The sequence below is a fragment of the Tepidicaulis sp. genome, from assembly GCF_965222285.1.
Taxonomy (GTDB): domain Bacteria; phylum Pseudomonadota; class Alphaproteobacteria; order Parvibaculales; family Parvibaculaceae; genus Tepidicaulis.
This window is the reverse complement of the sequence record NZ_OZ244942.1, coordinates 105778-132317: the sequence shown is the minus strand read 5'-3', so window position 1 is coordinate 132317 and position 26540 is coordinate 105778. Positions and strand designations below refer to the sequence as shown.

Below are 26540 nucleotides of genomic sequence, written 5' to 3'. Positions count from 1 at the left end.
GACGCCTTCCCGATCTTTCCGGCAGAACCAGATGAAGACGACGAGGATGTCCGTGATGCGAATGAAGATGATTTGCCGGGGCTGTTGCTATGCTGACGCGCCAGCTTCTTCGCCTGCGTCAGAAAGCTCTTCGCCTTGCCCGCCTTCGGCACGTCCGACCTGATGCGGCCAGGCTTCGGGCGAAAGCGGTTCTCGTCGTCGGCGCTCATGAGCGCATCCCATGCCGTGTAGGCACGCAAACGACATATATTCGGCTATAGTGCCGGTCAAAACCCAGCGAAGCCAAGGCTTTGCGCCAAATCGCGGCACGCGAAACCCAAAAGCATGGTGCCGTGCCCCGCGTCCCAAAACAGTGTGCAGACAAGGGCTTGCCCAGAAACCGCCCCGACAGGGTGCCGGTTTCCTTTATCTTGCCCTCCGCCTTTCCTTCCCTTTTTGCCCTTCCTGCCGGGAATGCTGCCAGGCGCCCCCAAGCCTGACTGCACACCGCAAATGGACCGAACGAGCGCGAAAACGCCATGCTCATGGCTTGTCGCCATCGCCCGCAAGGGCCACGAATATGCCGCTGTCCTGCGGTTCCTGAACGGCGGGATCGCGCAGAGAAACGGTTGCCTGGATGTCGCCCGACGGCTGATTGGCCGCCGCTGAAATGCCGCCGGATTGCGCAACGAAGAGCGGGGCTTCGCGCCAATCCGGTGGTGGTGGCGGCACGATTGTCGGCACATCGGGCGCAGTCGCATGCCCAAGAAGCGGCGCGAGCGTGGCGACATAGGCGCGCGTTTCTGCGGGCAAAACGCGGCCCGTCGCCAGATGCTCGTCATAGCGACCGGGTCCGGCATTGTAGGCGGCAAGCATGGCCGCAACATTGCCGTAGCGGTTCCACATCTCGCGCAGATACGCCGTGCCTGCGAGGATGTTATCGCGCGGATCGTAAGGGTCGCGCCCGAGACCATGGCGGCGGCGCAGGCCCGCCCAGGTATCGGGCATGACCTGCATCAGTCCCATCGCGCCCGCCGATGAAATTGCGCGCACATCGCCCGCGCTTTCCACGCGCAGCACGGCTCGAATCCAGTGCTCTGGAATGCCGAAACGCTGTGACGCCTCGGCAATGAACGCAGCATGGGGATGCGCGGTGACAGGCGCAGGTTGCAGCGTGACCTGCGCCATGGCCGGCATCGAGCCGCTGCCAGCCGACAGCAGGGCCGTGAAGAGAAGAAAGGTGCGGGATCGCATGATCTCAGTCGCGATCTTCGCGGGGCCGCGGGCGGCTCCAGTGCAGCGACCATGACGAGCCTGCATCGTCGTCGCGGAACAGGTTGGCGCGGATCGGGTGCGGTAAGGCCGGATCGTCGAGCAGCACCGAGAGATATTCGCCAGCCTTTTCGCCGGTGCGTTTCCATGCAGCACCGACCTCGGGACCGTCATGCTCAATGTAATGGACGCGATAGTCCGGCGCATTCTCCGCATCGGAATGTTCAGCGGGCACGATGACGAGATCGCGCTTCATGGTGAGCGTGACGAGCTGACCGGCGAAGCCGGATGCGTCACGCGCAAATTGACCGATCTGTGGCATGGTATGTCTCCTGTGTTGGTGGGTTTGGCGTGGGTTCAATGCGTGACCGCCCGCCATTCGTAGCGGCCATCGCCTTCCTCATCGGTCCAGAGCGGAAGCGCCCGGCCGATGACGGAACTGGCGGGAACAGGTCCGAAGTAACGGCCGTCGAGGCTGTCCCGGATTTCCCAATTCATGAGGAAGAGTTCGCCGTCGCGGATGATGCGGCAGCCCTGCCAGACCGGCAGATCGCGTCCCATCCGGTCGCGCTCCAGTGCATCGCCCATTTCGACGTTATCGACGGTGATCGCCGCACCGTTGCGGCAGACGCGCTGTCCCGGCAAGCCGAGGACGCGTTTCAGCATCGGCACGTCCCGCCCGATATAGCCGCGCTCGACCATGAACCGCTCCAGCGGTTCGGGCGGCGCGATGACGACGAGTTCAGGAACTTCGACCACATCGGCAGGAACAACTGTGTAGAAGCCGATGGGCGCGCTGGCGGTCGCATTCCAGATCAGCCTGGTTGGCGGATCGGCAACGGCCGTGGCGACAAGCGTACCGACGGCCAACATGGACACGGCGAGGATATGACGGCGGCTCATGGTGCGATCCTCCGGCGGCTGACCCATGCGGCATGGCGTTCCGGCGTGTAGGGGGTGGGGTCCTGACCGGCGATCATGCGGTTGTGGACGTGCCGCCAATGGTCCGGCGCAGCATCCGCAGGATCGACGCCAAGCGCGTCCACGGCGTCGATGGCGGCCAGCGCTTGCTGCACCTTTGGCCAGCCATCAATACGCAGCAGGATCTCGCCGCCGGGGCGGACGAAGGGCACGGTCTGGAACGGCTCGCCACGCCCGACAGCGCGCAGGATGTCGAGCCGCGAAACGATGGTGCCGTAGTCGTTGGAGGCCCAGCGGACGAAGGCGAAGATGCTTTCGGGTGCGAAGCCGACGAGACTGCGGCGGCGGTCGATGATCTGCTCAAAGCTCTTGTGGCCGAACCTGATCCAGCGCTCGACCTTCTTCTTCTGGAAGGTCAGTTCGACCATTGTGGTGAAAGGCGCTGGACGGCCCGCCAGCGGACGTTCATGCGCAGCGCGCAAGGTTTTGCCGGTCATGGCCGGTCTCCTTCGGTGGGTGGAAACTCGCGGCCCAGCAGCTCGCGCAGCATCACGGCGACGGTGACGCCGCGCCGGAAAGCGGCAACCTTGATGCGCCCGCGCATTTCAGGCGTGATGTCGATGGTCAGACGGGCGGTGAATGCCTCCGTCTCCGTCTTGCCGGTTGCCGGCGCATCGGCGGCTCTGACCCAGTTATCGGGATTGCCCGGACGCGATACGAAGCCGGATTTGACAGGCGGACGTGTCATGGCGCGCTCCTCCCGATACCGAGGCCATCAATCTCGGCCACCAGCGCTGTGACTTCCCGTGCGGCCCGTTCGCCGCCATCGGTCTCCAAGACCAGCCGTCCGGACTGTGCGGCTTCGGCGAAGGCGACACGCTGGCCGACCGTCGTGGCCAGCAAAGGCGGATCATGGTCCGCCAGTGTCTTGGCCGTTTCGCGGGCGATGACGGTGCGCGCACCGCATCGGTTCAGCAGGAAACGGGCGGACAGCTCCGGTCGATAGATGCGCGCTTCGTTCAGAAGCGCCAGCATCTCGGCTGTGGCCCAGCCGTCAAAGGGGGATGGCTGCACCGGGATCAGCACCAGATCGGCTGCAAGCAGCGCTGAGCGCATCAGGCCAGCGACACGGGGCGGACCGTCAATGACGACATGATCCGCGTCACGCGCCAGCTCCGGCGCCTCCCTGTGCAGGGTATCGCGGGCAAGTCCGATGACGGTGAACAGCCTTGGCAGCCCTTCATGGCTGCGCCGCTCCGACCAGTCGAGTGCGGAGCCTTGCGGGTCGGCATCGATCAGGATGACGCGCTTGCCTTCCGCGGCCCAGGCTCCGGCGAGATGCAGCGCCAGCGTCGTCTTGCCCACGCCGCCTTTCTGATTGAGGAGCGCGACAATCATCGCCGTCCTCCCGGTTTGCCGAGAGGAAGTTCAGGCGTGCTTGTTGACGCGGGCGATCCTTGCTTTGGGGGTGTCAGCTTGCCTTTATGGGCACCCGATCTGAGGGCCGCACCAGCCTTCGCGATAAGCTTTTCCACATCGCGCCGCCGCTCTTCAAAGTTAGATTCTGTGTTAGACTCTAAGTTAAGGGCGCGATTTTCGCTTTTGTTACCGAAGGATAGGAGGTGTTTGGGTTCCCGATAGCACGAGCCTCCGGTTCCTGATGGCACGATAGTCCGGGTTCCCGATAGCACGAGACTATTCACAGGTTTTCCACAGGCCGGGACAGGCTCGAAAGCGAGCAGCATCCGGCCGCCGGTTTCGACCTCGGCGAACAGGGTGTAGCCGGGCAGTGGCTGGCGGCGGATAATGTCGCGCAGCTCGAAGGCGAATCGCTTGAACGGCGACAGACTGCCCGATTTCTGGTGCAGGTGACGGAAGTCGAACCGCCAACCGTTTTTCTGTCGCCCACCATGCTTGCGCACCAGGCGATAGAGCCAGCGATCCAACCCGCCGGTCAGATTGAAATAGGCCCGGTCGATGGTGAGGATCAGGGCGTCATCCAGAACCGCACTGTAGAACCAGTCGGGCACGATCATCTCGATGCCGTCCGGACGGCCATTGGCATCGGTCCGCTCGTGCCATTCGTTGATCCACGAAAAACGATGTCGCCGTCCATTCGCGCGCTGGCGGATCGAGGTTGCAACCGTGGTCGATTGCAGCCGGTCCAGCGCCGCCTTCAGGCGCTGATAGTCCCTCAGGGAAGTTCCGCGCCCTGTGAATGTCAGGATTTCATAAGGCGTTGCCGCCATCAGGCGCGACGTGCGCAGACCGGCGTCCCGCGCTTCCACGATCTGGCTGGCCGCCCAGATCAGTATATCGGCGTCCCAGATCGTCGCCATACCGTGATCGGGAACAGCTTCGACACGGATCGAGACGTTGCCCAAGGCAAAGTCAATCGGGCGGATACGGTGCGATTTGGAAAGGGAAAAGAAAGGATAGGCCATGAGATCCTGCGCGTCTCGTGGTGCGAATTCCCCGGGAAGCGCCCGAAACAGATCGAGTTGCCCGCGTTCCGAGGCGGATGGGTGCTGCGCTGCCATCAGGGGCTGACCGCCGTGTTCAGCGCGTGATGCGCTTGGGCGAGGTGAATGCGGTCGGCGGCATAGGTTTCGCCGGGAGAACTTGTCCGCGTGGGTCCGACGTGGAGGTAACCGATCCGCGCGCAACCCAGGCTGCGAGATCCTCGACCGAATAGACAACGCGGCCGCCGAGCTTGTGATAGGCAGGTCCCGTTCCGTAGGTTCTGTGCTTTTCCAGCGTGCGCGCGGACAGACTGAGGAAATCGGCGGCTTCCTTGGTGCGCAGATAGCGTGGCGGCAAGGCGGCGAGATCAGGTCGCATGGGGTGGCCTCCGTGGTTGTGCAGGATGCCGCTGACGATCAACGGCATGACATGCGCACGGTGGCGAAGGCGCGGCGGCATGGGGGATGAGGAAGATCGAAGGGGTAGAATCCTCACCCTCGATCAGACGTCAGTGTCAGGGTTTGCGACGATGGCGCAAAAGGTCCTGATAACCGCCGTCGATCAGCGCGGCGGCAGATCGGACAAGGGCGATGACAGAGGCGCGCAAAGCCGATGTCTTCCACGGCTCAGCGCGAACGCGCGCCTCTCCGTAGATGGCGATGGCAATCTCACGATAGGTCGCGTGGTTGGCGTTTCCGTCGGCAGCTTGCATCATCAGGCGAAACCGCCGGCGCTGATACGGCGTCATCCTGGGGTCGCGGCGCGCGGGTTTCCCGGCCAGCATGTGCCAGAGCCTGAGAATGGCTTCGAGCCGATCCGGCAGATTTTCGTCAAGTGGCAGAATGATCGCCGGCTGCGAATTGGCATCGGTGTCGGCGAGGATCAGATATTGAACGCCGTCTCTGGCGTCGCAGACACCATATGTCCCCTCTGGTCCGCAGATGGCATCAGCAAGATCTACCGATAAGGCGGACGGAGAAGGCGGAAGAAAATCGGGCGCTGCCCCGAGCATCAGCATGTCCGGATTGGCAACAGGCGACCAGATGACCGGTTGGTCGAGCGCGGAAAAGCCGGGGTCTGCCGGGAAATCGCAACCCCCAGCGATGTTGGACATCATCCGCAAAGGGAAGATGCCCGGCGCCTTGCGCTACAAGATCATCGAAACTGGCCTGGTAGGAGGCGTTACGCCGCAGGCATTCCCAGGCGACACCCTCAACGGGCAGCGCATCGTAGAATTCATACTGGTTCTGGTCTCGCCAGCGGGATGTATCCGGCTTCATTGCTCCGCTCCTGGTTGAAACTGCACAGGTGGAGCGTGAAAGAATTGCGGCGCCTCTACCGAGATGGAAGCCGGGACAAAGACATGGGGTGATGCTCTGAAGGCATCACTGGTGCGACGGCGGCGAGGTCAGGTCCGATCTGTCGGATGACGCAGCAGCTGACGATAGCCGCTCTGTGTCATCCAGCGCGCCCGTGCCAGATGGCTGTCATGGACCTGCCGGGCGCGTTCAGGTTCCCGAACAGGGTCAATTCCGAACAGCACATTGACGGCTTCGGTCCATTCCGCCCCATCACCGGCGGCATCGAGCAGCCGCATATAGAGCTTGATATGCGCGCGATCATATTTGGTCAGCTCGTCGCTAACAGGTGCAATATCGTCGAAGGGAGGAACCGGAGATGTCATGTCGCGGGTCGCCACAGAGCATAGGCCGCCGCAGCGGATTGATGATGTCGCCGGCGCCGGTCAGGCGTCACGGATCTGTCGGTATCTCTTCTCGTCTTGGTCATGAACCAGCAATACTCCTTGCCCGCGATCCGTGGACAGGAGAACAATCCCTGCTGCTTCAAGCGCCCGGCGCACCTGATCCCGCGTTGTCTCATACACCTCGAGCCGGTTCTCGGACTCAAGGCGTTTCAGGGCAGTCAGCGATATTCGGGCCTTGTCAGCGAGCGTCTCCTGCGTCCAACCCAGCAACGCGCGTGCGGCCCGCGACTGTCGAGCGGTGATCATGCATGATCACCTCCCATCGCGACCGGCGCGCATTCCAGAACTACGGCTATTTTAGTCGCCTTCGCCTGATACGCCATACGAAATCGTCGAATCTGGCCAGGGCGTTATCTGCACGGCTGAGCATGCAGCCGACTGATTCGCCTGTATGTCACAATTGCAGCGCTTGTGCTGGCCGTAGCGCCGACCAGCGCAAGATGATCTCCAAACGCTCCACGGGAAATGATCATGATATGTTTGGAGATCATTTTTGTTGCATTCTACACTGGATCTGATACCTATTCAGATCAATGCGACAGTAATGATCCGTAAAGGCATCACATGAAGGCGGAAGAAGAAACACTGAGGCTGATCGGCGACCATTTTCGCCGCGCGCGTCTTGCAGCGGGGTTGACCCAGGAGCAGGTGGCCGATCTTGCGGGCATTTCGCGCCCGCGCTACCGCGACATCGAGACGGGGGCGGCGGCTGCGCGCACCACGACATTGATCAACATTGCCAGGGCGCTTGGGCTGGAAATGATGCTGGTCCCGCAGGCGATGGTGCCCGCCATCGAGGCGCTTTTGCGCCCCGAGGCCGAGGATGATCATCCGGCCTTCAGCCCGCAACCGGAGAGCGACGATGACAGCCGTCCGTACCGCTGAGACCATCACCGCGCTGGACGTGTTTCTGAACAGTGCGAAGGTTGGCATGATCGTCAGGACGCCGGGTGATTTCAACGCCTTCAGCCTTGATCCGGCCTATCGCGCGACCGGCGGCATTCCGGTTCTGAGCCTGTCGCTGCGCGCGGCATCAGGGGGGCTACGCAAGGATCCGCGACCTGTCGCAGGCAGCCTGCCGCCCTTCTTTGCCAACCTGCTGCCCGAAGACCGGCTGCGCGAGGCGATGGAAAGACACCATGCGGGCAATGTGCGGCCGGGGAATGATTTCGATCTCCTGGCAGCTCTGGGCGCGGACCTGCCGGGTGCCGTTCGGGTGGTGCCCAGTGACGGTCAACCGGGCATCGGGGCGGCGCCCGCCCAAGGGCGGCCCAAAGCCCGCTTCTCGCTGGCGGGCGTGCAGATGAAGCTCTCGGTAATGAAGAACACGGGCAAAGGCGGGGGGCTGACCTTGCCGCTCGGGGATGACGAGGGCCAGTATATTGCAAAATTCCCCTCGACCGCCTTTCCGGGTGTGTCGGAAAACGAGTTCGCGAACCTCGCGCTTGCCGAAGCCATCGGCATGGACGTGCCCGAGCGGGAACTGGTCAGCCGAAGGCAGTTCGAGGGGATTCCCGAAGAGTTCGAAACACTTGCCGAGGGGCTGGTCCTGCTCGTGCGGCGTTTTGATCGCGGGGCAGACGGGCAGCGCATCCATATCGAGGATTTCGCGCAGGTTTTCGGCCTGTACCCGGCGCGCAAATATGATGGCGCCGCCTCCCACGACATCGCCTCTGTGCTGAATGTGGCAATCTCGCCGTTCGCCGCGCTGGAGTTTGTCCGGCGGCTGACCTTCTCGGTGGTCATGGGCAATGGCGACATGCACCTCAAGAACTGGTCACTGATCTATCCGGGCGACGGCGACACCCCCGCTCTTGCACCGATCTACGACATGCTTTCGACCATTCCCTATATTCCGGCAGATGGGCTGGCGCTGTCTCTGGGCGGCGAGCGGGCCTTCAAGGGCCTGGCCCCGGCCCGCTGGAAGACGTTTGCCAATCGGGCAAGGCTTCCCGAGCCTGCCGTGCTCAAGGCCGTTGTCGAGACGGTGAAACGCATCGATGCGAAATGGTGGACACTGCCGGAACGCGAGGTGGTCCCCCCGCCCGTGCTGGAACGGATCGACGCCCATGTGAAAACCATGATCCCGATCCTGACCGGCTGAGCAGTTCCAGCCCGGTCAGGTCACCGGGCCTGGCGGCTTTCCCGCGGGCACGGGAAAGGCCCCGACCTTGCGGTCGGAGCCTTTGTTCCGCGCCTCAGTCGCCGCGGCGACCGTTGGGGCGGGACCAGATGAGGGAGAAGGTTTCGCCGTCCTCTTCGTCGAAGAGGTTGGCGTAGATCGGAGCGTTGAAGCTTGGATCGTCCAGCTTGAGGCCCAGATAGTCGCGGCCCTCGTTGGAGCGCTTGGACCAGGCGGCGCCGATTTCAGCGCGACCGACCAGAACGCGGTGGCTGGGGGCATTCTCGCCGGTGGCGCGCAGGTCGGGGATGATGCGCACGCCCTTGGCCTGGACGCTGAGGGTGACGATTTCGCCGGTGAATTCGTTCGAGCCGGTCTTCTTGAAGGTGCCGATGGTTGCCATTTTAAGTCTCCGCTTTCCGTTTCCGAGCCCGCACCATTGCGGCCTCTATGGCGATCGACCGGCCGGAGACGAACGCTGGCGCACCCCAAAGGGGCTGGACAGCACAGGAGGAACTTTCTTGTTCCGCGCGGAATGGCGGCTTTGCCGACAGGGGAAGAAAGTTGTGACGACGCTGTTGCGCTAAAGCGGTCGAAGCGCATCGCGCTGTTCTTCGGCCAGATCAGGCCATTGAAGAGGCCGTTTGGAGCGGTCGAGACACGGGGGTGAACGGGGACGGTGGCAACCTCGAGGCTCCATCAGGATGACCAGACCGGCGCACCGGCTTGTCTGGTCCCCCGCGTTTCAGGTCGTGCACATCCTTTTCTCCGGCCTGTGCTATCGGCATTGCCCCAACCGGTTTTCGGTCAGTCCTCGAATGCTGGCACTGACCGTCCTGCGCTCCTATGGACCGTGCCTGTGCCTCACGCTGCCCTGGGATCCACACGCTATCTACCCATCCGCCTCCTGACGAAGACGGCAGATGATCCGTATCCGCTTCTGGTCCTGCCTCTACGGGTCACTCCAGTTCAGGTGCGTGCAAGGTTCCCGTCCGCAGGGCCGGTTGCCGCCATGCCTGCAACGCGCAGGAACGCCGTCACGCCCACCGCGACCGCACCGACTACCGAAAAGATGATCTGCCACGTCTCGGACGGCATCATGTGTTTGACGATCCCGAGCGTAGCGTAAAACCCTGCCACGCCCGCCGGGGCAACGAAGGTCAAAGCGATCAGCAGCCGTGCCCAGATCGGACGAACCAGCATGAGCAGGCCCTGACCGACCGCCACTGTCAGACCCGCAGCGATAAGACCGATGAGGATGCCGCCAAGCCAGCCAGCGCCCGTGCCATAGGCCCATATGCCTGCGTTCAGGCCGATAAAGAACGGCAGGGCAAAAACGGCGAGATTGAACAGCAGCCAGCACATGGTCCCGATGGCTGCAATGGAAACAATAATTCCGAGAACGATCATGGCGGTGACTCCGTGCAAAAGGTCGGACGGCTGCGCCTTCCACCACCACCACCATGGCGCAATCACAGCATAGCAGCATTCCTCTCACCGCGCGAGAAGCGATGGCTTTCGAGGCCAGGCCTGTCCGAAAACTAGCAGGTTGAATGAGAAACCTTATGCGTCTGGTGGACCAGTATCTGCTGCACCTCTACGATGACCATATCGTTGGGCGGAAGGATGCGGGTTAAACTTTATGGCAGAAGTCGATTGGTCAGATCGGGCATTTTACGACGATGGCGAATGGGTAAGCTGGTCAGACATTGACGAACAGCTTCGCCACAAGGAATGGGGAGCGAAGTATCCAAACGCCATCCGATCAATGATCCCGTATTTTGAGGACCTGATCTCACTCGCTGAGAGCTACCATCTGGAGACGGGCCTGCATTTGTCCGTGTATGGCGACATCGGTGAGCTGTTCGGTGCCATCACCTACGGCATCAAGTTGAACAAGACCTACGCGCAGGGTTCGGACGGCAGACTCGAAAACGATCATGTCGAAATCAAAACCATCACACCTTTCAAGACCAAGGACGTAGTGATGGTGGATACATCGAGGCATTTCAACAAGTTGCTCGTGGTCAAAATAAATGCGGAGTTCCAGGTCTCCGGGCGAATGGTCAGCCGCAAGCAATTGCCAAAGCGCTCAGGCCGTTATCTCCGGATTCGCTGGGAGGACCTGGCGCTCTTGCAGTAGTGCGCAATGGCGTTATGCCGAACCGGCAGCGCTCACGCGCTGCCGGTCCCGAAGCGATAGACTGGGATGCCCATCTTGCGGGCCTTGTCGGCAAGGTTGTCCTGAATGCCGGTGCCGGGGAAGATGATGACCCCGATCGGCATGATGTCGAGCATCTGGTCGTTGCGCTTGAACGGTGCTGCCTTGGCATGTTTCGCCCAGTCAGGTTTGAAGGCGACCTGTGCGACCTTGCGGTTATTAGCCCATGTGGCCGCGATGCGTTCCGCGCCCTTGGGCGATCCGCCATGCATCAGCACCATGTCCGGGTGCTTGGCGTGGACCTGATCGAGCTTGGCCCAGATCGTCCGGTGATCGGTGGTGTCTCCGCCCGAGAAAGCGATTTTCGGTCCGGCGGGCAGCAGCACCTCGTTGTCGGCCCGGCGTTTTGCGGCGATGAAGTCGCGGCTGTCGATCATGGCCGAGGTCATCTGGCGATGGTTGACCCGTGAGCCGGAGCGTTGCGACCAGGGCGTTCCGGTGGTGCGCAGATAGATGTCGGCGGCGGTATCGCGGAAGGTTTCCATGCTGTCGCGGCGCTCGATCAGGCTTTGTCCCGCGCCGATCAGGGTTTCGAGCTGGACGGATTTGACCTCGCTGCCATCCTGTTCACGCTGAAGGCGCTTCTGTGCCTGCTCGTTATCGTCGAGTTTGGTCTCGATCCGCTCGACAGCGCGGTGGAAGGTGTTGACGGTGGACCAGAGGATCTCGTCGAGGTCGAAATCGAGGCTGGTGTCGGCCATGGTGGAAATCAGGGCGTCGAAGATGTCGGAAACTGCGCCCTGGATGACGTGATCTTCGGGTGTAATCCGGGGATCGGCCTCGTCTTCGGAGGGACGGTAGCCGTAGAGTTCGAGTTCTTCGATGGCATGGCCGGTCGGGGACGTGCTGTGATCGGGTTCGAAATCGTCGTGCGCGTACATGGGATGCTTCCGTCAGTTGGACCGCGACCGTCGCGGCCTTCATGGCGAGACACGCCCACGGGCGCTCCGGTCTGGCAGCGCGAGCCTCTGGCGAGGGCCTTGATGGCAAAGCCCGGCTGATTTGTTTCGCGCTGTAAAGGCGGGCTTGCCCGCCGACGGAAATCAGTCGGGCGCCGCCATTGCCTGACCGGAGCGTTTGTGGGCCGATCGCCCTCTCGGAAGGCCAAGGCGCGGTCCTCTGCTGATGACAGGATGCAGCCTGCACGCATGACAGGATCGGAACGGTCCGATCACGGCCCCGTGCCGGCTATGCAATTGAAGCCATGAAGCGGCTGACGTCCTCGGGAGCGATTTGCACCCGGATCTCTGTCCGAACGGCATCCAGTCCATGAGTTGTGAGATCTTCGTTGAAGTCCCCCATCATGGGGGAGAGCGTGATGGTCTCGATCCCGACCTCGTGCGCCCGGTCCACCAGGCTATCGCGGGCGCTGTCACCTGCCGGATCGTTGTCGCGGACGATATAGAGCCTGCGCAGGTGCGGCGGGAACAGGATGGCAGCGAGATGCCCGGCCGAGAGTGCGGAAACCATTGGCATGGTGGGCAGAGCCTGACGCAGCGACAGGATGGTTTCGATACCTTCCCCCGCTGCCATGACATCCCGCACATCCCCGAAACGAACCGCATGTCCGAGCAGGTCGCCCATTGCCTTCCTCGGCGGATCGACAGGTGCCTTGCCGGAACCGTCAGGGGCCAGCCAAGTGCGGTGCGCACCGGTGATCCTGCCATCGAGGTCGGTGACGGCGGCGATCATGGCGGGCCATGTTTCGGTCGTGCCATCGTCCTCGGGCCGCCAGTAGCAGTTGGGATGGAAGCGCAGATTTGCGGTTTGGCGTAAATCCGTAATGCCGCGTCCGCGTAAATACGCTTCTGCGGTACTGCCGATCAGCGGCTGCGTCATGCGCCAGAGGCGGCGTGCTGCCTCGGATGATCCCGATGGTGCTGGCGTTCTGGACTGACGGGATGGCGGCTGCGGTTCAGGATGCGGCAGGCTGAGGAAGCGCCGGGCCTCTTCGGCAACGTCTGCGAAGTCGATCAGGCCGAGCGAGTCCCGGATCACGTCCAGCAGATCGCCATATTCACCCGTGGCCGAGTCCTGCCATTTGCCGGCAATGCCTTTCACGCTGTCGTGCAGCCGGACGAACATGGAGCGGCCAGCCGTGTTTCGGACATCACCAACCTGCCAGTAATTGCCCTGTTTGCGACCATTCGACAGATAGTGACGGCACACCGCCTCGGCCTGTCGGCCGAGACGCTGCGCCAGTTCGGAAGCGTTGAGACGCGCCATTATGCGGCCTCCCGCTCACCGATGCGCAGGGCCGGGAAGCGGTCAAGCAGTTTGCCGATGATCTCCGATCCCGTTGCATCGACGGGCACGAAGAAGCGCAGTTTCCACGAGATGATCTCGCTGAAGAGGCCATAGGCCCGCAGCCGTTCGCGCATCGCGTCAGTAAAGCCGGTCAGTTCGATCCGGTTGGCGCCCATGACGCGGACGCGGCGCAATTGCAGTCCCTCGGCGAGATCAAGGATCGTGCGACCTTCGATCAGCGCGGTATAGGCGGCATCCGGTGTCAGGCTGTTGGTGACGCCACTGGTCGAAGCTTTGGCGGCCCAGGCCGGCGATACCCGGCGACCGATGATGCGTTCGCCCTCGTCGGTCTGGAGCCGATAGACGCGGGCGGAGTCCTGCGGCAGGCGTTTCCAGATCGGCAGAAGCAGCCCTGTCACCATATGCAGGATGCTGTCGGTGAACTCCGGCACCTGGGCCAGTTCCGCCTTCCAGGCTTTGGTGAAGGCGGCACGGTCAGCCTCGATCCAATGGGTCTCGCCCGTCGCCCGCACCGGAATGTTCATCGCCTCCATGGGACGGATCAGCCGCACGCGCCGTTCGATCTCGCCATCATCCAGCATGACGCTGGTGGTCGGGATCTGCACGGCGGCGCGACCGGATCGCTCGTTGATGAGCAATCTTGCGCGGGGATCATCCAGTTCCGCGAGGGCCGCATCGAGCGTGACCGGCTGATTGCGTTTGCGCTCGGTGAGCGTCAGGAGCCGGGTTTCCGCGCCGGTGCCCGGATGGGTGTGGATCACTTGCCGGTCGGTGACGATGAAACTTTCGGCCTTCAGCGTTTCCAGCCCCATATCATAGGTGCCGGATGCAATCGCCCCGTCGATACGCGCCTGCAGAAGCTGCTCGAAGGCGGCGAACAGGATACCCTGCAATTCGATGGTCAATGCTAGCAGGCGGTTGAGGAAGGTGGTGATCGGCGGCAGGTCGTCCTTCACACCATTGCCGTCCATCAGCTTCAGGCCGGTTGCGGATTCAAACCGTTCGAGCGAGCATCCCTCGACCTTGCCGCGCACAATCAGAAGATAGAGCTGGCGCAACGCATCGCGAGCATAGGCGGATTCCAGATTATCCTCGGGACGGAATAGCCCCTGACCGCCGGTCTGGCGCTGGCCGCGTGTGATCGCGCCCAGCGTGTCGAGGCGGCGGGCGATGGTCGAGAGAAAGCGCTTCTCGGCTTTGACATCCGTAGCGATGGGCCGGAAGAGCGGCGGCTGCGCCTGATTGGTACGGTTGGTGCGACCCAGCCCCTGAATGGCGGCATCGGCCTTCCAGCCAGGTTCCAGCAGGTAATGCACGCGCAGCCGCTGGTTTTTCGCCGAGAGTTCGGCGTGATAGCTGCGCCCCGTGCCACCGGCATCAGAGAAGACCAGAACGCGCTTCTGGTCATCCATGAAGGCCGAGGTCTCGGCAAGGTTGGCAGAAGGCGCACGGTTCTCGACCGCAAGACGTGCCGATACCCCGTCACCCTTGCGCACGATCCGGCGTGAGCGGCCTGTGACCTCGGCCACCATATCCGTGCCGAAGCGCTGCACGATCTGGTCGAGCGCTCCGGGGACAGGCGGAAGCGAACCCAGCTGCTCCAGCATCTCGTCGCGCCGCGCCACGGCTTCGCGGCATTCCACCGGCTGACCATCGCGGAAGACGGGGCGTGACGACAGGTTGCCCTCGCCATCGGTGAAGGGTTCATAGAGCTGCACCGGGAAGGAATGCTGCAAATACGAGCCGACATACTCCCTCGGCGTGACATCGACGGAAATATCGTTCCATTCCTCGGTCGGGATCTCGGACAGCCGCCGATCCATCAGGGCTTCGCCAGTCGAGACGATCTGGATGACGGCGGCATGGCCCGCTTCCAGATCGGCCTCGATGGACCGGATCAGGGTCGGGGTTTTCATGGAGGTCAGCAGATGGCCAAAGAAGCGCTGCTTGGTGCTTTCAAAGGCCGAACGGGCGGCGGATTTGGCCTGCCGGTTCAGCGTCCCATCGCTGCCGGTGATGTTGGCGGCTTCCATCGCCGCGTCCAGGTTTCCATGAATGACAGCGAAGGCGGCAGCATATGAGTCGTAAATGTGCCGCTGTTCGTCCGTGAGCTGATGCTCGATCAGTTCATATTCGACGCCATCATAGGAGAGTGAGCGGGCGGTATAGAGGCCGAGAGATCGCAGGTCGCGGGCCAGGACCTCCATGGCCGCAACGCCACCGGATTCGATCGCCTCGACGAACTCGGCGCGGGTCTGGAACGGAAAGTCCTCACCGCCCCAGAGGCCGAGGCGCTGAGCATAGGCGAGATTATGGACGGTGGTGGCGCCAGTCGCCGAGACATAGACGACGCGGGCGTCGGGCAGCGCGTGCTGAAGCCGCAGGCCCGCACGTCCCTGCTGCGAGGCGGCGACATCACCGCGTTCACCTTTTCCGCCACCGGCATTCTGCATGGAATGGCTCTCGTCGAAGATAATGGCTCCATCGAAATCGGACCCCAACCATTCGACGATCTGCTTGACGCGGGAAACCTTCTCGCCCCGGTCGTCGGAGCGTAGCGTGGCATAGGTGGTAAAAAGGATGCCTTCCGACAGCGTGATCGGCTTGCCCTGCGGGAAGCGTGACAGAGGCGTGACCAGCAGCCGTTCCATGCCGAGCGCCGACCAGTCGCGTTGCGCGTCCTCGATCAGCTTGTCGGATTTGGAGATCCAGATCGCCTTGCGCCGACCGCGAAGCCAGTTGTCGAGAATGATGGCGGCGGACTGGCGACCCTTGCCAGCGCCGGTTCCATCCCCGAGCATGAAGCCCCGGCGAAAGCGGATCGATCCGGCAGCATCCTCGGGCGCGGCACTCACATTGTCGAAATGCTCGTCCACGGTCCAGGCACCCGCGAGATGATCGGCATGGGCTTCACCTGCATAGATCACCGTTTCAAGCTGGGCGTCCGACAGACGCGCGCAGATGTCGGGCGGCAGCATGGGCCGGTAGGACGGCTTGGGCGGTGCGACCGAGGCCATGGCGGCGGATTGCACCAGCTTGGTCGGATGCGGCTGTGCACCAGCGATACGCAGCGATTGCAGCGCATATTCCTCATAGATCGCGTCGGACAGGCGAGCGCCTTCCGGTGGCGTCCAGTCCACGGTCTCATAGGCGAGTTCGACGCCATCAGGATCATTGGCCGAAGCAGCGACAGATCGCGTAACCGCCGAGCGTGCGAGATAGCCCCGCACGGTCTTCGGCGCGGTGGCCGAAGCGGAAACCACGATCTTCGGCAATGACACTGGCAGGCGCGGCGGAACCTGTTCCTCGATCCATCTGATCAGCGTGGCAACATCAGGCGCGATCCCCGGCGAAGCCGGCAAACTGGCGGGATCGTCGGCGGGCAGTTTGTCGATCACGGTCAGCCGCGTGTCGATCGTGGTGCCGTGCTTTGCATAGACCGCGCCATCGACGGCAGCGCTGAACACCACGCGGCCACGGGCCTGCAAGCGGATGAAGGCGTCCCGCCATGCCGGAGCTTCGGGGCCAAAGCCAGCGCCGGTGATCGTCACCAACCGCCCGCCGGGAGCAAGACGGGCCAGTGCCGCGGCAACATGGCGATAGGCCGCATCCGCGACACGCCCGCTGACATTGGCCATGACCGAGAATGGCGGGTTCATCAGCACCACGGACGGGACAGCATCCGGAGCCAGATGATCATCGATCTGGGCGGCGTCGAAGCGGGTGACGGCAAAAGCCGGAAAGATCTGGGCAAGCAGATCGGCGCGGGTCTCGGCCAGTTCGTTGAGGATCAGCGAGCCACCGATGGTCTGCGCCAGGATCGCCAGAAGGCCGGTGCCCGCCGATGGTTCCAGCACCCTGTCATCGGGCGTAATCGCGGCAGCCGTCAGAGCGGTAAGGCCGAGCGGGATCGGCGTCGAAAATTGCTGGAGGTTTTGGCTTTCCTCGGAACGCCGGGTCTGCGTGGGCAACAGCGCCGCGATCTTTGCCAGCACGGAAATGCGTGTAGCCGGAGACGCGGCTTTACGGAAAAGCGCCTTTCCGTATTTGCGTAAGAAAAGGACGGTAGCGACTTCGCACGCCTCATAGGCCAGCTTCCAGTCCCAGACGCCAGTAGCGTCGGACGCGCCGAAGGCCGTTTCCATAGCACGGCGCAAGGTGGCGGCATCGATGCGTTCACCGCGTTCGAGAGACGGAAGCAAAAGATTAGCCGCAGCCAGAATCGCGGGCGCAGCCGCCAGTGGCGTGACCGGATCGGCCACGGGAAACACCATGTTCATGTCGGAAACCTCAGGAGAGCAGAAATGGAAGAGTCCGAACAGCGCTCTCTCTCGACCGCCCGGACTTAACCCCTTCCGGCCCGCCTCTGACTCTCAAAGCGCAGCATAAAAAAAGCGCCCCGACCGGACGGTGGGGCGCTTGTCAGTGTCTTCTCGGGATCATCCGAAGCGGTGACCAGCTGCGGTGAAGGTGTATTCATTGGCGGCAATGGTTTCATCGACAGCCTCGTCCGAGGACAGATAATCATACTCGCGCTCAAGCTGGCGGTAGAGCCAGCGGGCCAGATCGCGCAGCGCCTCGATGACCGCCTCCTCGGCATCAGCGGTCATGTCCTGCCAGGTCGGGCTGTCGCGCTCGACCGTGATCGACATGCAGTATTCGTGATAATAATGGCCGCGATGGCTGGCATCGGCGCGAAGCTGATAGAAGTTGCGGCGCTGGACCGCCTGAAGGGCATCGGCGATACGATGCAATTCGGTGTCCTGCGGTGCGTGCTCCCGGATAAGGCGCGGAGCATGTTTGCGGTAGGAATAGAGAGATTCGAAGCAGGCACCGTCCCCTTGTGACCAGAAGCCCCGGAACCAGATGCACGGTTCCTGCCGTGTGCCGCCGTCCATCAACCGGACGGTGCGGGTCTTGAGGTTGAGCCCGAGGATTTCGGCGATGCGCTGGAAATCCTCATAGACGGCATCGTACCAGTCATAGTCGAAGCCGCCCTCACGATACCAGGCACGGGCCTTGTCCTTTGCCACATCAGACAATTCGTTGAGGCGATAGACGGTGGTTTCGATGACCTCAGGCATAGGGGTCTCTCCCTTCCAGAACCGAGGAAAGCCAGCCATCGGTATAGATCCAGTCCACTGTCTCGCCGGTGGCGAGATCAAGGACATGCGCCCCACCACCAAATCCGTCGATGCGCGGTTTCGAGCAGCTGTTTGCGTACTGGAAACCCCATAATCCGCTGAGGCCAAATTCGGCAGCGCAGCGTTTGACAAACTGAACGACATGCTCGGGATCGCCGGTGACATCATCGCGCATCCAGAGTTGCGTGCTGCCATGTTCTGGCTGGATGGAGAGCAGGAAGCCATCTGAAGGCGGATCCTCAACGGCATTGTCATCCGCCAGAGCGTTGTAGAGATCAAGCGCGCGGGCGGCGTTTTCGGGGGTGCCCACGTCAAGCAGGCAGGAAAAGTGCGTGTAATAATCGGCCATGACGGTCTCCGGACATGACATGGCCCGGCGTATGGCCGAGCCGAATGGGATGGAATGGGTGAAGCTCAGGCGGCCTGCGGCAGGCGGAGCAGATCGGCCGAGGTTTCGCGCCAGAAGGGATCGACCAATCGGGCCTCCAGCGCAGCGGCGCGGTAACGCAGCCGTCTCGCATCGCCGGGGTCCGAAGCCCGGAACGCCATACCGCGCAGGCGGCTGGCCTCGGTCACGATCCTGCGTGCCTCGGCATCGGACGCGACTGGCTGTTGCCAGAGGATAATGCCGGCGCGGATTTCGCCGGCGAGGACCAGGCGCTGATCTCGGTCCTGAATGAGCATGATGCGCGGTTGAAAATACGGGAAGCTGTCCGGCCCCGTGCAAATATTACCGCGCGCCACGCGCAAGGCTGCGGTCTGTATGGCCTCTTCCAGTGATGGGCATTCCCCAAGCGGGATCACGCGGTCAAAGCTGTTCGCCGCGTCACTGGCGTCATAGCTGGCCGCGCCGAGGCATGAGATGCGCAACGGCAGCTTTTGCGACCGATAAAGCGCGGGCAGAACATCGGCAGCCAAAATCTGACCGATGGAACGGAAGGTTACGGAACGGACAAAGGTCATCGGGATCACTCCATGACGGGCGCCGGTGAGCCTCTCTCTCCGACCCTCAACCCGTCACGGCCGAACGGCCCGCACTCTTCCTCTCTGACCGGGGCAGCCCGGTTCCGCCGTCGGCGATGGGCAACCATCGCGACGCGCTGAAGGCCCGGTCGCGGGCTTGTCGCGGCCAGGCCGTCGGGGATGAGGCGCGGTCGCGCCTTACCCCCAAGGATCCAGCTCCAGCTTCACCATGTCGTCGTCGCCGTCGAACTCGGCGGCGGGACAAGCGGCGTGGGTGCCGTCCCCGGCCTGGAACACGACGATCTCGACCATCAGCGTGGCGGCGAGGCTGGCGGCGAAGGCGGTGGCATCTGCATAGGACATGGGTTCCGGCTCCTGTCTTTGGAGGCGGGGGACCATCCCCCGCGCGACAGGCGCCCGAAGTGTCTGACCGGATCTGCAATCACCCTCGGGCGTTCGGACTTTTTCCGAATCCCCGAGGGCGGCACGCTCGCGTAAGCCGACCCTTTACGGGTTGATTGTCAAAGAGACGGATCGGACCAAGGTTTGCGAATGGAAGCGGGGGTGGTGCTTTGCATCTGACAGGATGCCGGATACCCGCCCGCAGATGCTCTGCCGCGCCAGCCTTGCCGCCATGCGGGCATCAGGATCGTGTTCCCATCAGGCTGGAAATGGCCGTCGCTTGCCCATGTGCAGGGATGGCCGGGTTTTGTGGTGAAGCTGGAGGTGGACCTGTGGGGTGAACAGCTATCATCCTCACGGCCCGACACCCCGCGATCGAGTCTTCAGGTCCAAAGCCCATCGGCGATCTCACGCGCGATCATAACGCGGGCCTTCATCATCAGATCGTCGCCTGATGTGTCGACATGACCGAAGAAACGGGCACGAGCGCCATGAGCCGTCCAGTCGGCGTAGCGGCAATATTCACGGGAATCGAGCCGGAAGACGCGCATGTCTTCGGCCCAATGGGGCTTTGGCTCCACAACAACGGTCATGCCGTCGCGGCTTTCCTCCCAGGGCAGGGTGCGCTCCGATGGGGAATGTTCGCGATCCTCAAGAAAGATTTGATCGACGTCGATGATGGCGGGCATGGAAGCGCTCCAATGAAAAAGCCCGATCACAAGGACCGGGCGCGTTGCGGAAACGGAGGGTGCAAACGGGGCAGCCGAAGCCACCCCGCCTGAGAACTATTCAGCAGCGACCATGTGCTGTTCTTCCTCGTCGTCAGCCGGGTCGTCCTCGCTATCGCCGGAGAGGAAATCGGGCAGATCGTCGGCTTCTACGTCAGTGCCCGCTGCCGGATCGGTCCCGATTCCGTCATCCACCATGCGCAGCGGCTCGGGCAGCCAGCCGGATTCCGCCAGGAGGCGTTCGGCTTCCTTGGCCATGTCTCCCTTCTTCAGGTGCCCGATCAGATCGGCGGCCCGATCACCGGCCCCTTCGCGCACGGCTTCAAGGATACGGGGCTTGGTCACGCGACCGAGATAATTGCCAACCGTCGGCCGCCAGCCCACGGCTACCATGTCAAGGTCGGTCGAACGGGCGAGCCGGTCAGCCTGCGACAGGCGGATGTCCAGCCCGTGCTGACTAACGCCCGCGCCGCTGTAAGGGTTGGGCTTTTCATAGAGCGCGTTGACACCGAAGCTGACGCAATGGGCGAGCAGATCCATGCGCGAACCGTCGTCCAGATCGGTCAGCCAATCCCAGAGGGCGGCATCGTCTGCCGGGACATGATCGCCCCAGCGTTCGTGGCGGTCAGCGATGGCCTTGGCCGAAGCGCTATCGCGCAGATCCTCGGCCTGAGCGGGCAGATGAACCTCCCGGACCTGGGCTTCGAGGCATCCCTTGCTGGAATGCGGCATGAAGCAATCCATGACCAGCCTGTGCAGCAGTGCCGTCATAGCGACATGCGGGTTTACTGCCACCGCATCCCGCAGCGCCAGCGTCCGATGCGCGGTCAGCTCGCTGACCAGGCGATCGGGCAGCGGCTTGATGGTGTCGGCCTCGTCTTCCTCCTCAGTTTCGACCGTCTGGCCGCCCAGCGTGATAACTGCACCCATGCGGCTTACCTCCGGTTCTGCCCGCTGGATCACCTCGCCGGTTTCCGGGTCAACGATTTCAGCTTCCGGTTCCGCAGGCGTTTCATCTTCGGCGCGAACATAGCCGCGCTCGATCAGCAATGCGCCATCGGCGTCGATGCTGATGAAGACACCCGCCATGCTGATCTGGTCCGGCTCGAAGGTCATCGGACGGCGCTCGAAGGTTTCCAGCGCCTGTTCGATCTCACCGAGGCGGGCGTCGATCTCGTCCGGCAGTTCGTCGGCCTCGCCATATTCCGCTTCAAGCCGCTCATATTCGTCGCGCAATGCCTCGCGGGTGGCGCGTTCATCTTCGGTCAGATCGACCGTCGTGCCGACAATCTGGCGAAGGCCATGGTCGTGACCATAGGGAAAGGTGATGGCGACTTCGATCCATTTCCAGCCCTCGGCGGCGATGGCCTCGGCCTCGGCCCTCAGCTTTTCGCCCACCAGCCGGTCGAGCAGCACCGGATCTTGCAGCCAGCCGCCATCGTCCTGCTGGAAGAGATCGCGCAGCACGCAACCGCCAGCCTCCTCATAGGCGGCAATACCGACAAAAACCGCCCGCTTGTCGGCGGCGCGGACCGTGGTTTCTGTCAGCAGGCGGCGGATGTGGTAGGGTTCTTTCTGCCAGCCATCCTTGATCGCTTCCCAGACCTGCTCCTGCCGGGCATGGTCAGAACTGACGCTGAAGGCCATGAGCTGTTCCAGCGTCATGCCATCCTCGGCATAGACGTCGAGCAAGGCCGGTGAGACGGAAACCAGACGCAGGCGCTGTTTCACCACCTTGGCATCGACGAAGAAGGCGGCGGCGATGGCTTCCTCGGTCATGCCCTTTTCGCGCATGGCCCGGAAGGCGCGGAACTGGTCGAGCGGATGCAGCGGTGCGCGCTCGATGTTCTCGGCGAGCGATACCTCGTCGATCAGCACATCGGCGCTGGCTTCCGACACGACGCAGGGGATCGGCGCGGTTTTGGCGAGGCGCTTTTGCTTGACCAGCAGTTCCAGCGCCCGGAAACGGCGACCGCCGGCGGGCACCTCGAACATGCCGGTTTCCTTGCCCTCGGCATCCACGACCGGGCGGACATGCAGGGACTGGATCAGGCCGCGACGGGCGATAGACTCGGCCAGTTCCTCGACCGAGATGCCAGCCTTGACGCGCCGGACGTTGAACTGGCTGAGGACCAGCTTGTTGAAAGGAATGTCGCGCGAGGACGACAGGGTGATCTTCTGAACGGCAGTGGCCATGTCAGTTACTCCATGACGGACGCCGGTGAGCCTCTCTCTCCGGCTATCAGCCCGTCACGAAGCGAAGCGCCGCCCTCTTCCTCTGAAGAGAGCGACGCCAGCCGCAGAACCTGAAACCCGGAAATCAGGCACTCCGGTTTTCTGTATCGGCGGATGTACAGGAAAAGCTCGCGCCGACGCGGTAGAGCAGACGCTCGGCGGCGCGGATGCTGCCGGTCTCACGGGCGGCCTCGGCCCAGACCGAGATCGGGAAATCGCCGGTGAACAGCAGATCGCGCTCGATGACCATGCCGAAGGGCAGCCGGACTGACTGCATCTCGCCAAGGCTCCACGAACCCAGTTCGGGATGGCCGAGATCCGCCAGGCCGAACATGATGTCGCCATCCTCATCCAGCTCGGTAGCGAGCCAGACGCCTTCACCGAGGGGATTGAAGAACTTCACGACCGGGATGTGATCTTGATCGCGCTGGTGACCATTGGCCAGCAGGCGGTCGTGCTGTGCGCCTGTCAGGAGGATCATGCCGCCGCCCTCCGGTCGGTTTCGCTCGCATCCGACTCCCCGGTGTCTTCGGCAAGCTGATGCGACAGCAGCCAGTCCGCCGCCTTGCTGGCCTGCGAGGCCGCGCGGACAATCGCGCGGGAATCCTCGCGCATGACCTCCAGCCACGACCCGATGTAATCGGCATGGCGGACGGTCGGCATGATCCCGAGCGCGGCGCAACTGAAGGCCGCGGTCTGTTCGGCAATCATTTCCTCGAAGGCGTATTTTTTCGAGCCAAACGAGCCGGTCAGATCGCGGTTGAGGCGGCTGTGATGGCCGCTGGCGTGCCCCAGCTCATGCAGGGCCGTCCTGTGCCAGTTGATCGGCTCGAAATAGGCTTGCGGAGGCGGCACCTGCACATAGTCGAGCGACGGCATATAGAAGGCGCGATTGCCGCCAATACGGAAGTCAATGCCGGTGGCCCGGATCAGCGCCTCGACCTGAGGTTCGATAAGGCCCGGCGGCGGTGGCGGCGCGACTGCCGTGATCTCATCGGGTAGGCCATCGCATTGCGCGGCGTTAAAGACCGTGAACCGCTTCAGGAACGGAATGGCATGCGCATCCTCACCCGTTTCGCGGGCACGGCGCTTCTCGTCCTCGGGGGTGAAACGGTCGGCATAAACGACAGTCGTGCCACGCTCGCCCTTCCTGACATTGCCGCCAAGCGAAAGCGCCTGGCGGAACGTCAGCCACGCCTGAGCGGGGAAACCATGCTGGATGACAGCCCCCCAGAGGATGAGAATATTGATGCCGGAATAGGACCGGCCGGTTGAAGCATTTCTCGGCAGGCCCAGCGGGGCGGTATCAGGCGACGCACCCCAAGGCTGGACCCATGGCAACCGCCCTTGCTCCAGCTCGGCGATGATCTTGTTGGTGATGTCGTCGTAAAGGTTGCTGCGCGCGCCACCTTCCGCGAGGTTACGACCCTGTCTGGCCATCGGGATGATCTCCGCGACGGGTGCCGGAAGCCTCTCCTCCAGCCCTCAACCCGTCACGGAAAATCCGTCCGCACTCTCACTCTGAAGGGGGCGTTGCGGGGTTTCCCCGCAGAAGGGGTAGGCCGAGACCAAGGCTCGGCCTCAGGGGAAGGCTTTCCCCGTGATGTCCTCTCGTATTCTATGCCTTCAAGCGGCGAGTTGATGGCCTTCAGGCTTCAGCGCATCGTCTCCCGCGGCATTGCGGAGGAAGAGTGCGAGAGCAGTTTTTCTGGAATCCCGATCAAGCGCATAGGCGGTTTGCTTGAATTCAATCCCATCAAGTAGTCCCTGAATGTAGCCAGAAATTGTGTCGGCAGCCATGATCAGGGCTGTATCGAGAGTATGGATATATTTGCTCGTAACGGTTCCTTTGGAGTGGCCAACCAATGCGGCAATTGTGACCTCGGTAAACCCAAGGTCATTGGCGATACTCGCGAAGCTGTGACGGAGGACGTGCGGGGTTACATCGGCGAGCTGAGAGGTTCTGAAAATCTGTTTCCAATGGTTGGGGAAGCTGCCAAATGCATTGTCCTCGTCCTGGCCGGGAAAGACGTACGATCCCGTCGCCGTCTTTCGACGCTCCTCCAGATATTCGACGACGGCAAGCCCGACCGGGCGAACGGACGCACCTTCCTTGCTGTCTGTCAGGCGCAGGCAGCTCGCGTCGGTGTCGGCCTCGCGCCACATGAGCCCGATAATTTCACTTCGCCGACATCCGGTAAGCGCAATCTGACGAATTACATCGACCGTCATTGTGAATTTTGGGTTCTCGGCTGCTGCGCGAAGTATCTCCCCCAGAATCCTGTACTCGGCTTCCGTCAACCGTCGGTCACGAACATTGTCCTTTGGCTTGCGGATGCCATGTGCCGGATTGGTCGTTATGATCCCGGCTTCCATTGCATAGGTGAAGATTCCGCCCAAAAGCCCGATCGTTCGTGTGGCGGTGCCGGCGCCGCCCGTGACGACGGCCTTGCCACGCAGTTTTTTGGTTTTGACAGACACAGCGGTCTTGCCCGCCATAATGTCCTTCATGACCTTGGTGATGTCGGTTTTCGTGAGATCTTTGACGCGCCTGTTGCCGATGAGGGGCGTGATGTGTCGGTGAATTCGACCAGTGTCGGTGATGATGGTGGTCGTCTTTTTCGGCCGACCGCCTTTCCCAAGGATAAGACCAGCGTCGAGATCCTTCAGATACATGGCGCACAGCTCCTTCACGGTGAGCGCCTGATGGTCGAGCAGGCGTTCTTCTGAAGGGTTGTCACCCTGTGCTACGCGACCGAGTTGCACCTTGGCTTCTTGGCGCGCGGTTTCTGCGGTCCAGATTCCGTGAAGCCCGATGGTGTAGCGACGGGTTCGACCCGCAGCCCGATACTGGATCAGGTAGCTGCGCTTGCCGGATGCGAACACGCGTAGGCCGAAACCTGGCAGTTCGTCGTCCCAGATGAAATAGTCCTTCTCACGGACTGCTGCCGCGTCCACGACGCGCTTCGTCAGCTTGGCCATTATGCGATGCCTCCTTCGTGAACCTGCTGTTTCCGCGGAAGCACCACGGAAGCAGCAGGAGGAAAGTCAGAGCGAAGCTTCGGATATGAATTTCGGCGTGAGAAACTGAATTGTCTATTAGTTTCAGTGGTGTATCGTGCCATGGCGTGTCCTAGCGTGCAATTCGGATAGTCAGCCCAAATTGCTCCGAAGGCAGAGGTCATAGGTTCGAATCCTATCGGGTGCGCCATTTCCCAAATAACCATCGACGACAGCCGTATTAAACGCCTACGTCAGACCGCCCGCATGACCGCGAGGCGGGTGCCGGCGATATGGCCGACGGGATGGGTTGCGGCGAGTTCTCCCAGATATTTCCAGACGCCGGGACAGGCGGGCGAGAAATCGTGCCAGACGATGATGCCGCCCGGGCGGATCATGCGCAGCGCTTTTTCCGTATCGCTTTTTACATAGCTATAGGCATGGGCGCCGTCGACGAAGATGAGATCGCACGCACCAAGCCACGGCGTTTCGTCGAAAGCTTTGCTGTCGCCGAAAATCTGCGTGACCTTCGAGGCAACGGGCGTGCCGGTATAAAGGAAGTCGGTATATTGGGATTCCGCGATGGCTTCCTTCGTCCAACCTTCCGGGTCCTCGGCACCGGCCTTGTAGGTTTCTACATCATTGGGGCCGAGCGTGATCGTGCCGATGCGCGCGTCTTCCGGCGCGTTGCGCGCGAAAATGTACGTGGTGCGCCCGGTGCAGGTGCCGAATTCGAAAATGCAGGAAGCCCTTTTGGCGAGCGCGCCCAGTATCCACGCCTCCGTCGTTGAGGTGGAGGCATAAGAGCCGACATCGCCGACCAGCAGCACTTCTGATTCCAGTGAGGGACCGTGCTCGGTGACGGTGAAAATGGGATCGAGCTTTTCCAGAGCGAGGGGTTTGACGGGATGGGAGTCGAAGAAGGGCCGCCCCTTCCGCCGCCGCCGCTCCCGCAGCCCGTAACGCAGCGCGAATATAGCAGCTGCGGCCAGCGCCAGTGACAGCGCGCCCAGAAAATACAGCATTCATCCCCCTATCGGCCCATATCCCCGGCCGG

30 protein-coding genes are annotated in these 26540 nt (G+C 62.4%); 3 read left to right on the top strand and 27 right to left on the bottom strand.

Annotated features, from left to right (window positions below; translation table 11 throughout):
- Window positions 1-522 precede the first annotated feature (522 nt).
- The 12 genes from ACOQOT_RS00590 to ACOQOT_RS00535 all read right to left on the bottom strand — a co-directional run bounded on the left by ACOQOT_RS00590 (window position 523) and on the right by ACOQOT_RS00535 (window position 6646).
- The gene (locus ACOQOT_RS00590) at window positions 523-1233 is read right to left on the bottom strand and encodes a lytic transglycosylase domain-containing protein (protein ID WP_035746332.1); all 711 of its coding nucleotides are present in this window, start codon (window positions 1231-1233) and stop codon (window positions 523-525) included.
- Between the two features lie 4 nt (window positions 1234-1237).
- Complete coding sequence (locus tag ACOQOT_RS00585) at window positions 1238-1573, bottom strand: DUF736 domain-containing protein (protein WP_009450545.1); 336 nt, start codon at window positions 1571-1573, stop codon at window positions 1238-1240.
- A gap of 35 nt (window positions 1574-1608) precedes the next feature.
- The gene (locus tag ACOQOT_RS00580; protein WP_420560465.1) at window positions 1609-2154 is read right to left on the bottom strand and encodes a S26 family signal peptidase; all 546 of its coding nucleotides are present in this window, start codon (window positions 2152-2154) and stop codon (window positions 1609-1611) included.
- Window positions 2151-2669: a DUF2840 domain-containing protein gene (locus ACOQOT_RS00575; RefSeq protein WP_420560464.1), complete on the bottom strand. Its 519-nt coding sequence runs from the start codon at window positions 2667-2669 to the stop codon at window positions 2151-2153. The genes ACOQOT_RS00580 and ACOQOT_RS00575 overlap by 4 nt, the downstream gene beginning before the upstream one ends.
- Window positions 2666-2920: a hypothetical protein gene (locus tag ACOQOT_RS00570; protein WP_420560463.1), complete on the bottom strand. Its 255-nt coding sequence runs from the start codon at window positions 2918-2920 to the stop codon at window positions 2666-2668. The genes ACOQOT_RS00575 and ACOQOT_RS00570 overlap by 4 nt, the downstream gene beginning before the upstream one ends.
- Window positions 2917-3570: a ParA family partition ATPase gene (gene parA, locus ACOQOT_RS00565; protein ID WP_420560462.1), complete on the bottom strand. Its 654-nt coding sequence runs from the start codon at window positions 3568-3570 to the stop codon at window positions 2917-2919. Before parA ends, ACOQOT_RS00570 begins: the two co-directional genes overlap by 4 nt.
- Window positions 3567-4712, bottom strand: coding sequence for a replication initiator protein A (locus ACOQOT_RS00560; RefSeq protein ID WP_420560461.1), 1146 nt, complete (start codon window positions 4710-4712; stop codon window positions 3567-3569). The genes parA and ACOQOT_RS00560 overlap by 4 nt, the downstream gene beginning before the upstream one ends.
- 19 nt (window positions 4713-4731) lie before the next feature.
- Entirely contained in the window at window positions 4732-5013 is a 282-nt protein-coding gene (locus ACOQOT_RS00555; protein WP_035746363.1) for a helix-turn-helix transcriptional regulator, read from the bottom strand.
- A 136-nt stretch (window positions 5014-5149) separates the two neighbouring features.
- Window positions 5150-5647 (bottom strand): DUF2285 domain-containing protein, encoded by a 498-nt coding sequence (locus ACOQOT_RS00550; protein ID WP_198647107.1) that lies wholly within the window; start codon window positions 5645-5647, stop codon window positions 5150-5152.
- Window positions 5583-5915, bottom strand: coding sequence for a transcriptional regulator domain-containing protein (locus ACOQOT_RS00545; protein ID WP_219436409.1), 333 nt, complete (start codon window positions 5913-5915; stop codon window positions 5583-5585). Before ACOQOT_RS00545 ends, ACOQOT_RS00550 begins: the two co-directional genes overlap by 65 nt.
- A 128-nt stretch (window positions 5916-6043) precedes the next feature.
- A complete protein-coding gene (locus ACOQOT_RS00540) occupies window positions 6044-6319 on the bottom strand; it encodes a DNA -binding domain-containing protein (protein WP_309588308.1) in 276 nt (91 codons plus the stop codon).
- Window positions 6320-6379: 60 nt separating this feature from the next.
- The gene (locus ACOQOT_RS00535) at window positions 6380-6646 is read right to left on the bottom strand and encodes a helix-turn-helix domain-containing protein (RefSeq protein ID WP_035746341.1); all 267 of its coding nucleotides are present in this window, start codon (window positions 6644-6646) and stop codon (window positions 6380-6382) included.
- A 318-nt stretch (window positions 6647-6964) separates the two neighbouring features.
- Between ACOQOT_RS00535 and ACOQOT_RS00530 the strand changes: the two genes are divergently transcribed.
- A complete protein-coding gene (locus ACOQOT_RS00530; RefSeq protein WP_009450556.1) occupies window positions 6965-7285 on the top strand; it encodes a helix-turn-helix domain-containing protein in 321 nt (106 codons plus the stop codon).
- Window positions 7263-8504 (top strand): type II toxin-antitoxin system HipA family toxin, encoded by a 1242-nt coding sequence (locus tag ACOQOT_RS00525; protein ID WP_420560460.1) that lies wholly within the window; start codon window positions 7263-7265, stop codon window positions 8502-8504. Before ACOQOT_RS00530 ends, ACOQOT_RS00525 begins: the two co-directional genes overlap by 23 nt.
- 94 nt (window positions 8505-8598) lie before the next feature.
- Here ACOQOT_RS00525 and ACOQOT_RS00520 read toward each other — a convergent pair whose 3' ends face one another.
- Window positions 8599-8925 (bottom strand): DUF736 domain-containing protein, encoded by a 327-nt coding sequence (locus tag ACOQOT_RS00520; RefSeq protein ID WP_009450558.1) that lies wholly within the window; start codon window positions 8923-8925, stop codon window positions 8599-8601.
- Window positions 8926-9491: 566 nt separating this feature from the next.
- Window positions 9492-9932: a hypothetical protein gene (locus ACOQOT_RS00515; protein WP_009450559.1), complete on the bottom strand. Its 441-nt coding sequence runs from the start codon at window positions 9930-9932 to the stop codon at window positions 9492-9494.
- A 232-nt stretch (window positions 9933-10164) separates the two neighbouring features.
- Between ACOQOT_RS00515 and ACOQOT_RS00510 the strand changes: the two genes are divergently transcribed.
- Window positions 10165-10665 (top strand): hypothetical protein, encoded by a 501-nt coding sequence (locus tag ACOQOT_RS00510; RefSeq protein ID WP_009450560.1) that lies wholly within the window; start codon window positions 10165-10167, stop codon window positions 10663-10665.
- A 32-nt stretch (window positions 10666-10697) separates the two neighbouring features.
- Here ACOQOT_RS00510 and ACOQOT_RS00505 read toward each other — a convergent pair whose 3' ends face one another.
- The 13 genes from ACOQOT_RS00505 to ACOQOT_RS00445 all read right to left on the bottom strand — a co-directional run bounded on the left by ACOQOT_RS00505 (window position 10698) and on the right by ACOQOT_RS00445 (window position 26508).
- Window positions 10698-11624, bottom strand: coding sequence for a DUF2493 domain-containing protein (locus tag ACOQOT_RS00505; RefSeq protein WP_009450561.1), 927 nt, complete (start codon window positions 11622-11624; stop codon window positions 10698-10700).
- Between the two features lie 307 nt (window positions 11625-11931).
- Complete coding sequence (locus ACOQOT_RS00500; RefSeq protein ID WP_376711160.1) at window positions 11932-12969, bottom strand: DUF7146 domain-containing protein; 1038 nt, start codon at window positions 12967-12969, stop codon at window positions 11932-11934.
- On the bottom strand, window positions 12969-17291 hold the full coding sequence (locus ACOQOT_RS00495; RefSeq protein WP_420560459.1) for a strawberry notch-like NTP hydrolase domain-containing protein: 4323 nt from the start codon (window positions 17289-17291) through the stop codon (window positions 12969-12971). Before ACOQOT_RS00495 ends, ACOQOT_RS00500 begins: the two co-directional genes overlap by 1 nt.
- Window positions 17292-17450: 159 nt before the next feature.
- Window positions 17451-18095, bottom strand: a complete 645-nt coding sequence (locus tag ACOQOT_RS00490; RefSeq protein ID WP_414902786.1) for an antitoxin of toxin-antitoxin stability system — start codon at window positions 18093-18095, stop codon at window positions 17451-17453.
- Entirely contained in the window at window positions 18088-18504 is a 417-nt protein-coding gene (locus ACOQOT_RS00485; RefSeq protein ID WP_414902787.1) for a hypothetical protein, read from the bottom strand. The genes ACOQOT_RS00490 and ACOQOT_RS00485 overlap by 8 nt, the downstream gene beginning before the upstream one ends.
- 65 nt (window positions 18505-18569) lie before the next feature.
- Window positions 18570-19118: a hypothetical protein gene (locus tag ACOQOT_RS00480; protein ID WP_414902789.1), complete on the bottom strand. Its 549-nt coding sequence runs from the start codon at window positions 19116-19118 to the stop codon at window positions 18570-18572.
- 198 nt (window positions 19119-19316) lie between these two features.
- Window positions 19317-19481, bottom strand: coding sequence for a hypothetical protein (locus ACOQOT_RS00475; RefSeq protein WP_015740132.1), 165 nt, complete (start codon window positions 19479-19481; stop codon window positions 19317-19319).
- A gap of 422 nt (window positions 19482-19903) precedes the next feature.
- Window positions 19904-20209, bottom strand: a complete 306-nt coding sequence (locus tag ACOQOT_RS00470) for a hypothetical protein (protein WP_414902790.1) — start codon at window positions 20207-20209, stop codon at window positions 19904-19906.
- Window positions 20210-20305: 96 nt separating this feature from the next.
- Window positions 20306-22444, bottom strand: coding sequence for a ParB/RepB/Spo0J family partition protein (locus ACOQOT_RS00465; protein WP_414902791.1), 2139 nt, complete (start codon window positions 22442-22444; stop codon window positions 20306-20308).
- A gap of 124 nt (window positions 22445-22568) precedes the next feature.
- On the bottom strand, window positions 22569-22964 hold the full coding sequence (locus ACOQOT_RS00460) for a DUF2958 domain-containing protein (RefSeq protein WP_414902793.1): 396 nt from the start codon (window positions 22962-22964) through the stop codon (window positions 22569-22571).
- The gene (locus ACOQOT_RS00455) at window positions 22961-23923 is read right to left on the bottom strand and encodes an ArdC family protein (RefSeq protein ID WP_414902796.1); all 963 of its coding nucleotides are present in this window, start codon (window positions 23921-23923) and stop codon (window positions 22961-22963) included. Before ACOQOT_RS00455 ends, ACOQOT_RS00460 begins: the two co-directional genes overlap by 4 nt.
- A gap of 186 nt (window positions 23924-24109) precedes the next feature.
- The gene (locus ACOQOT_RS00450; protein ID WP_414902798.1) at window positions 24110-25465 is read right to left on the bottom strand and encodes a tyrosine-type recombinase/integrase; all 1356 of its coding nucleotides are present in this window, start codon (window positions 25463-25465) and stop codon (window positions 24110-24112) included.
- Window positions 25466-25737: 272 nt separating this feature from the next.
- Complete coding sequence (locus tag ACOQOT_RS00445; protein WP_420560458.1) at window positions 25738-26508, bottom strand: O-methyltransferase; 771 nt, start codon at window positions 26506-26508, stop codon at window positions 25738-25740.
- Window positions 26509-26540: the final 32 nt, after the last annotated feature.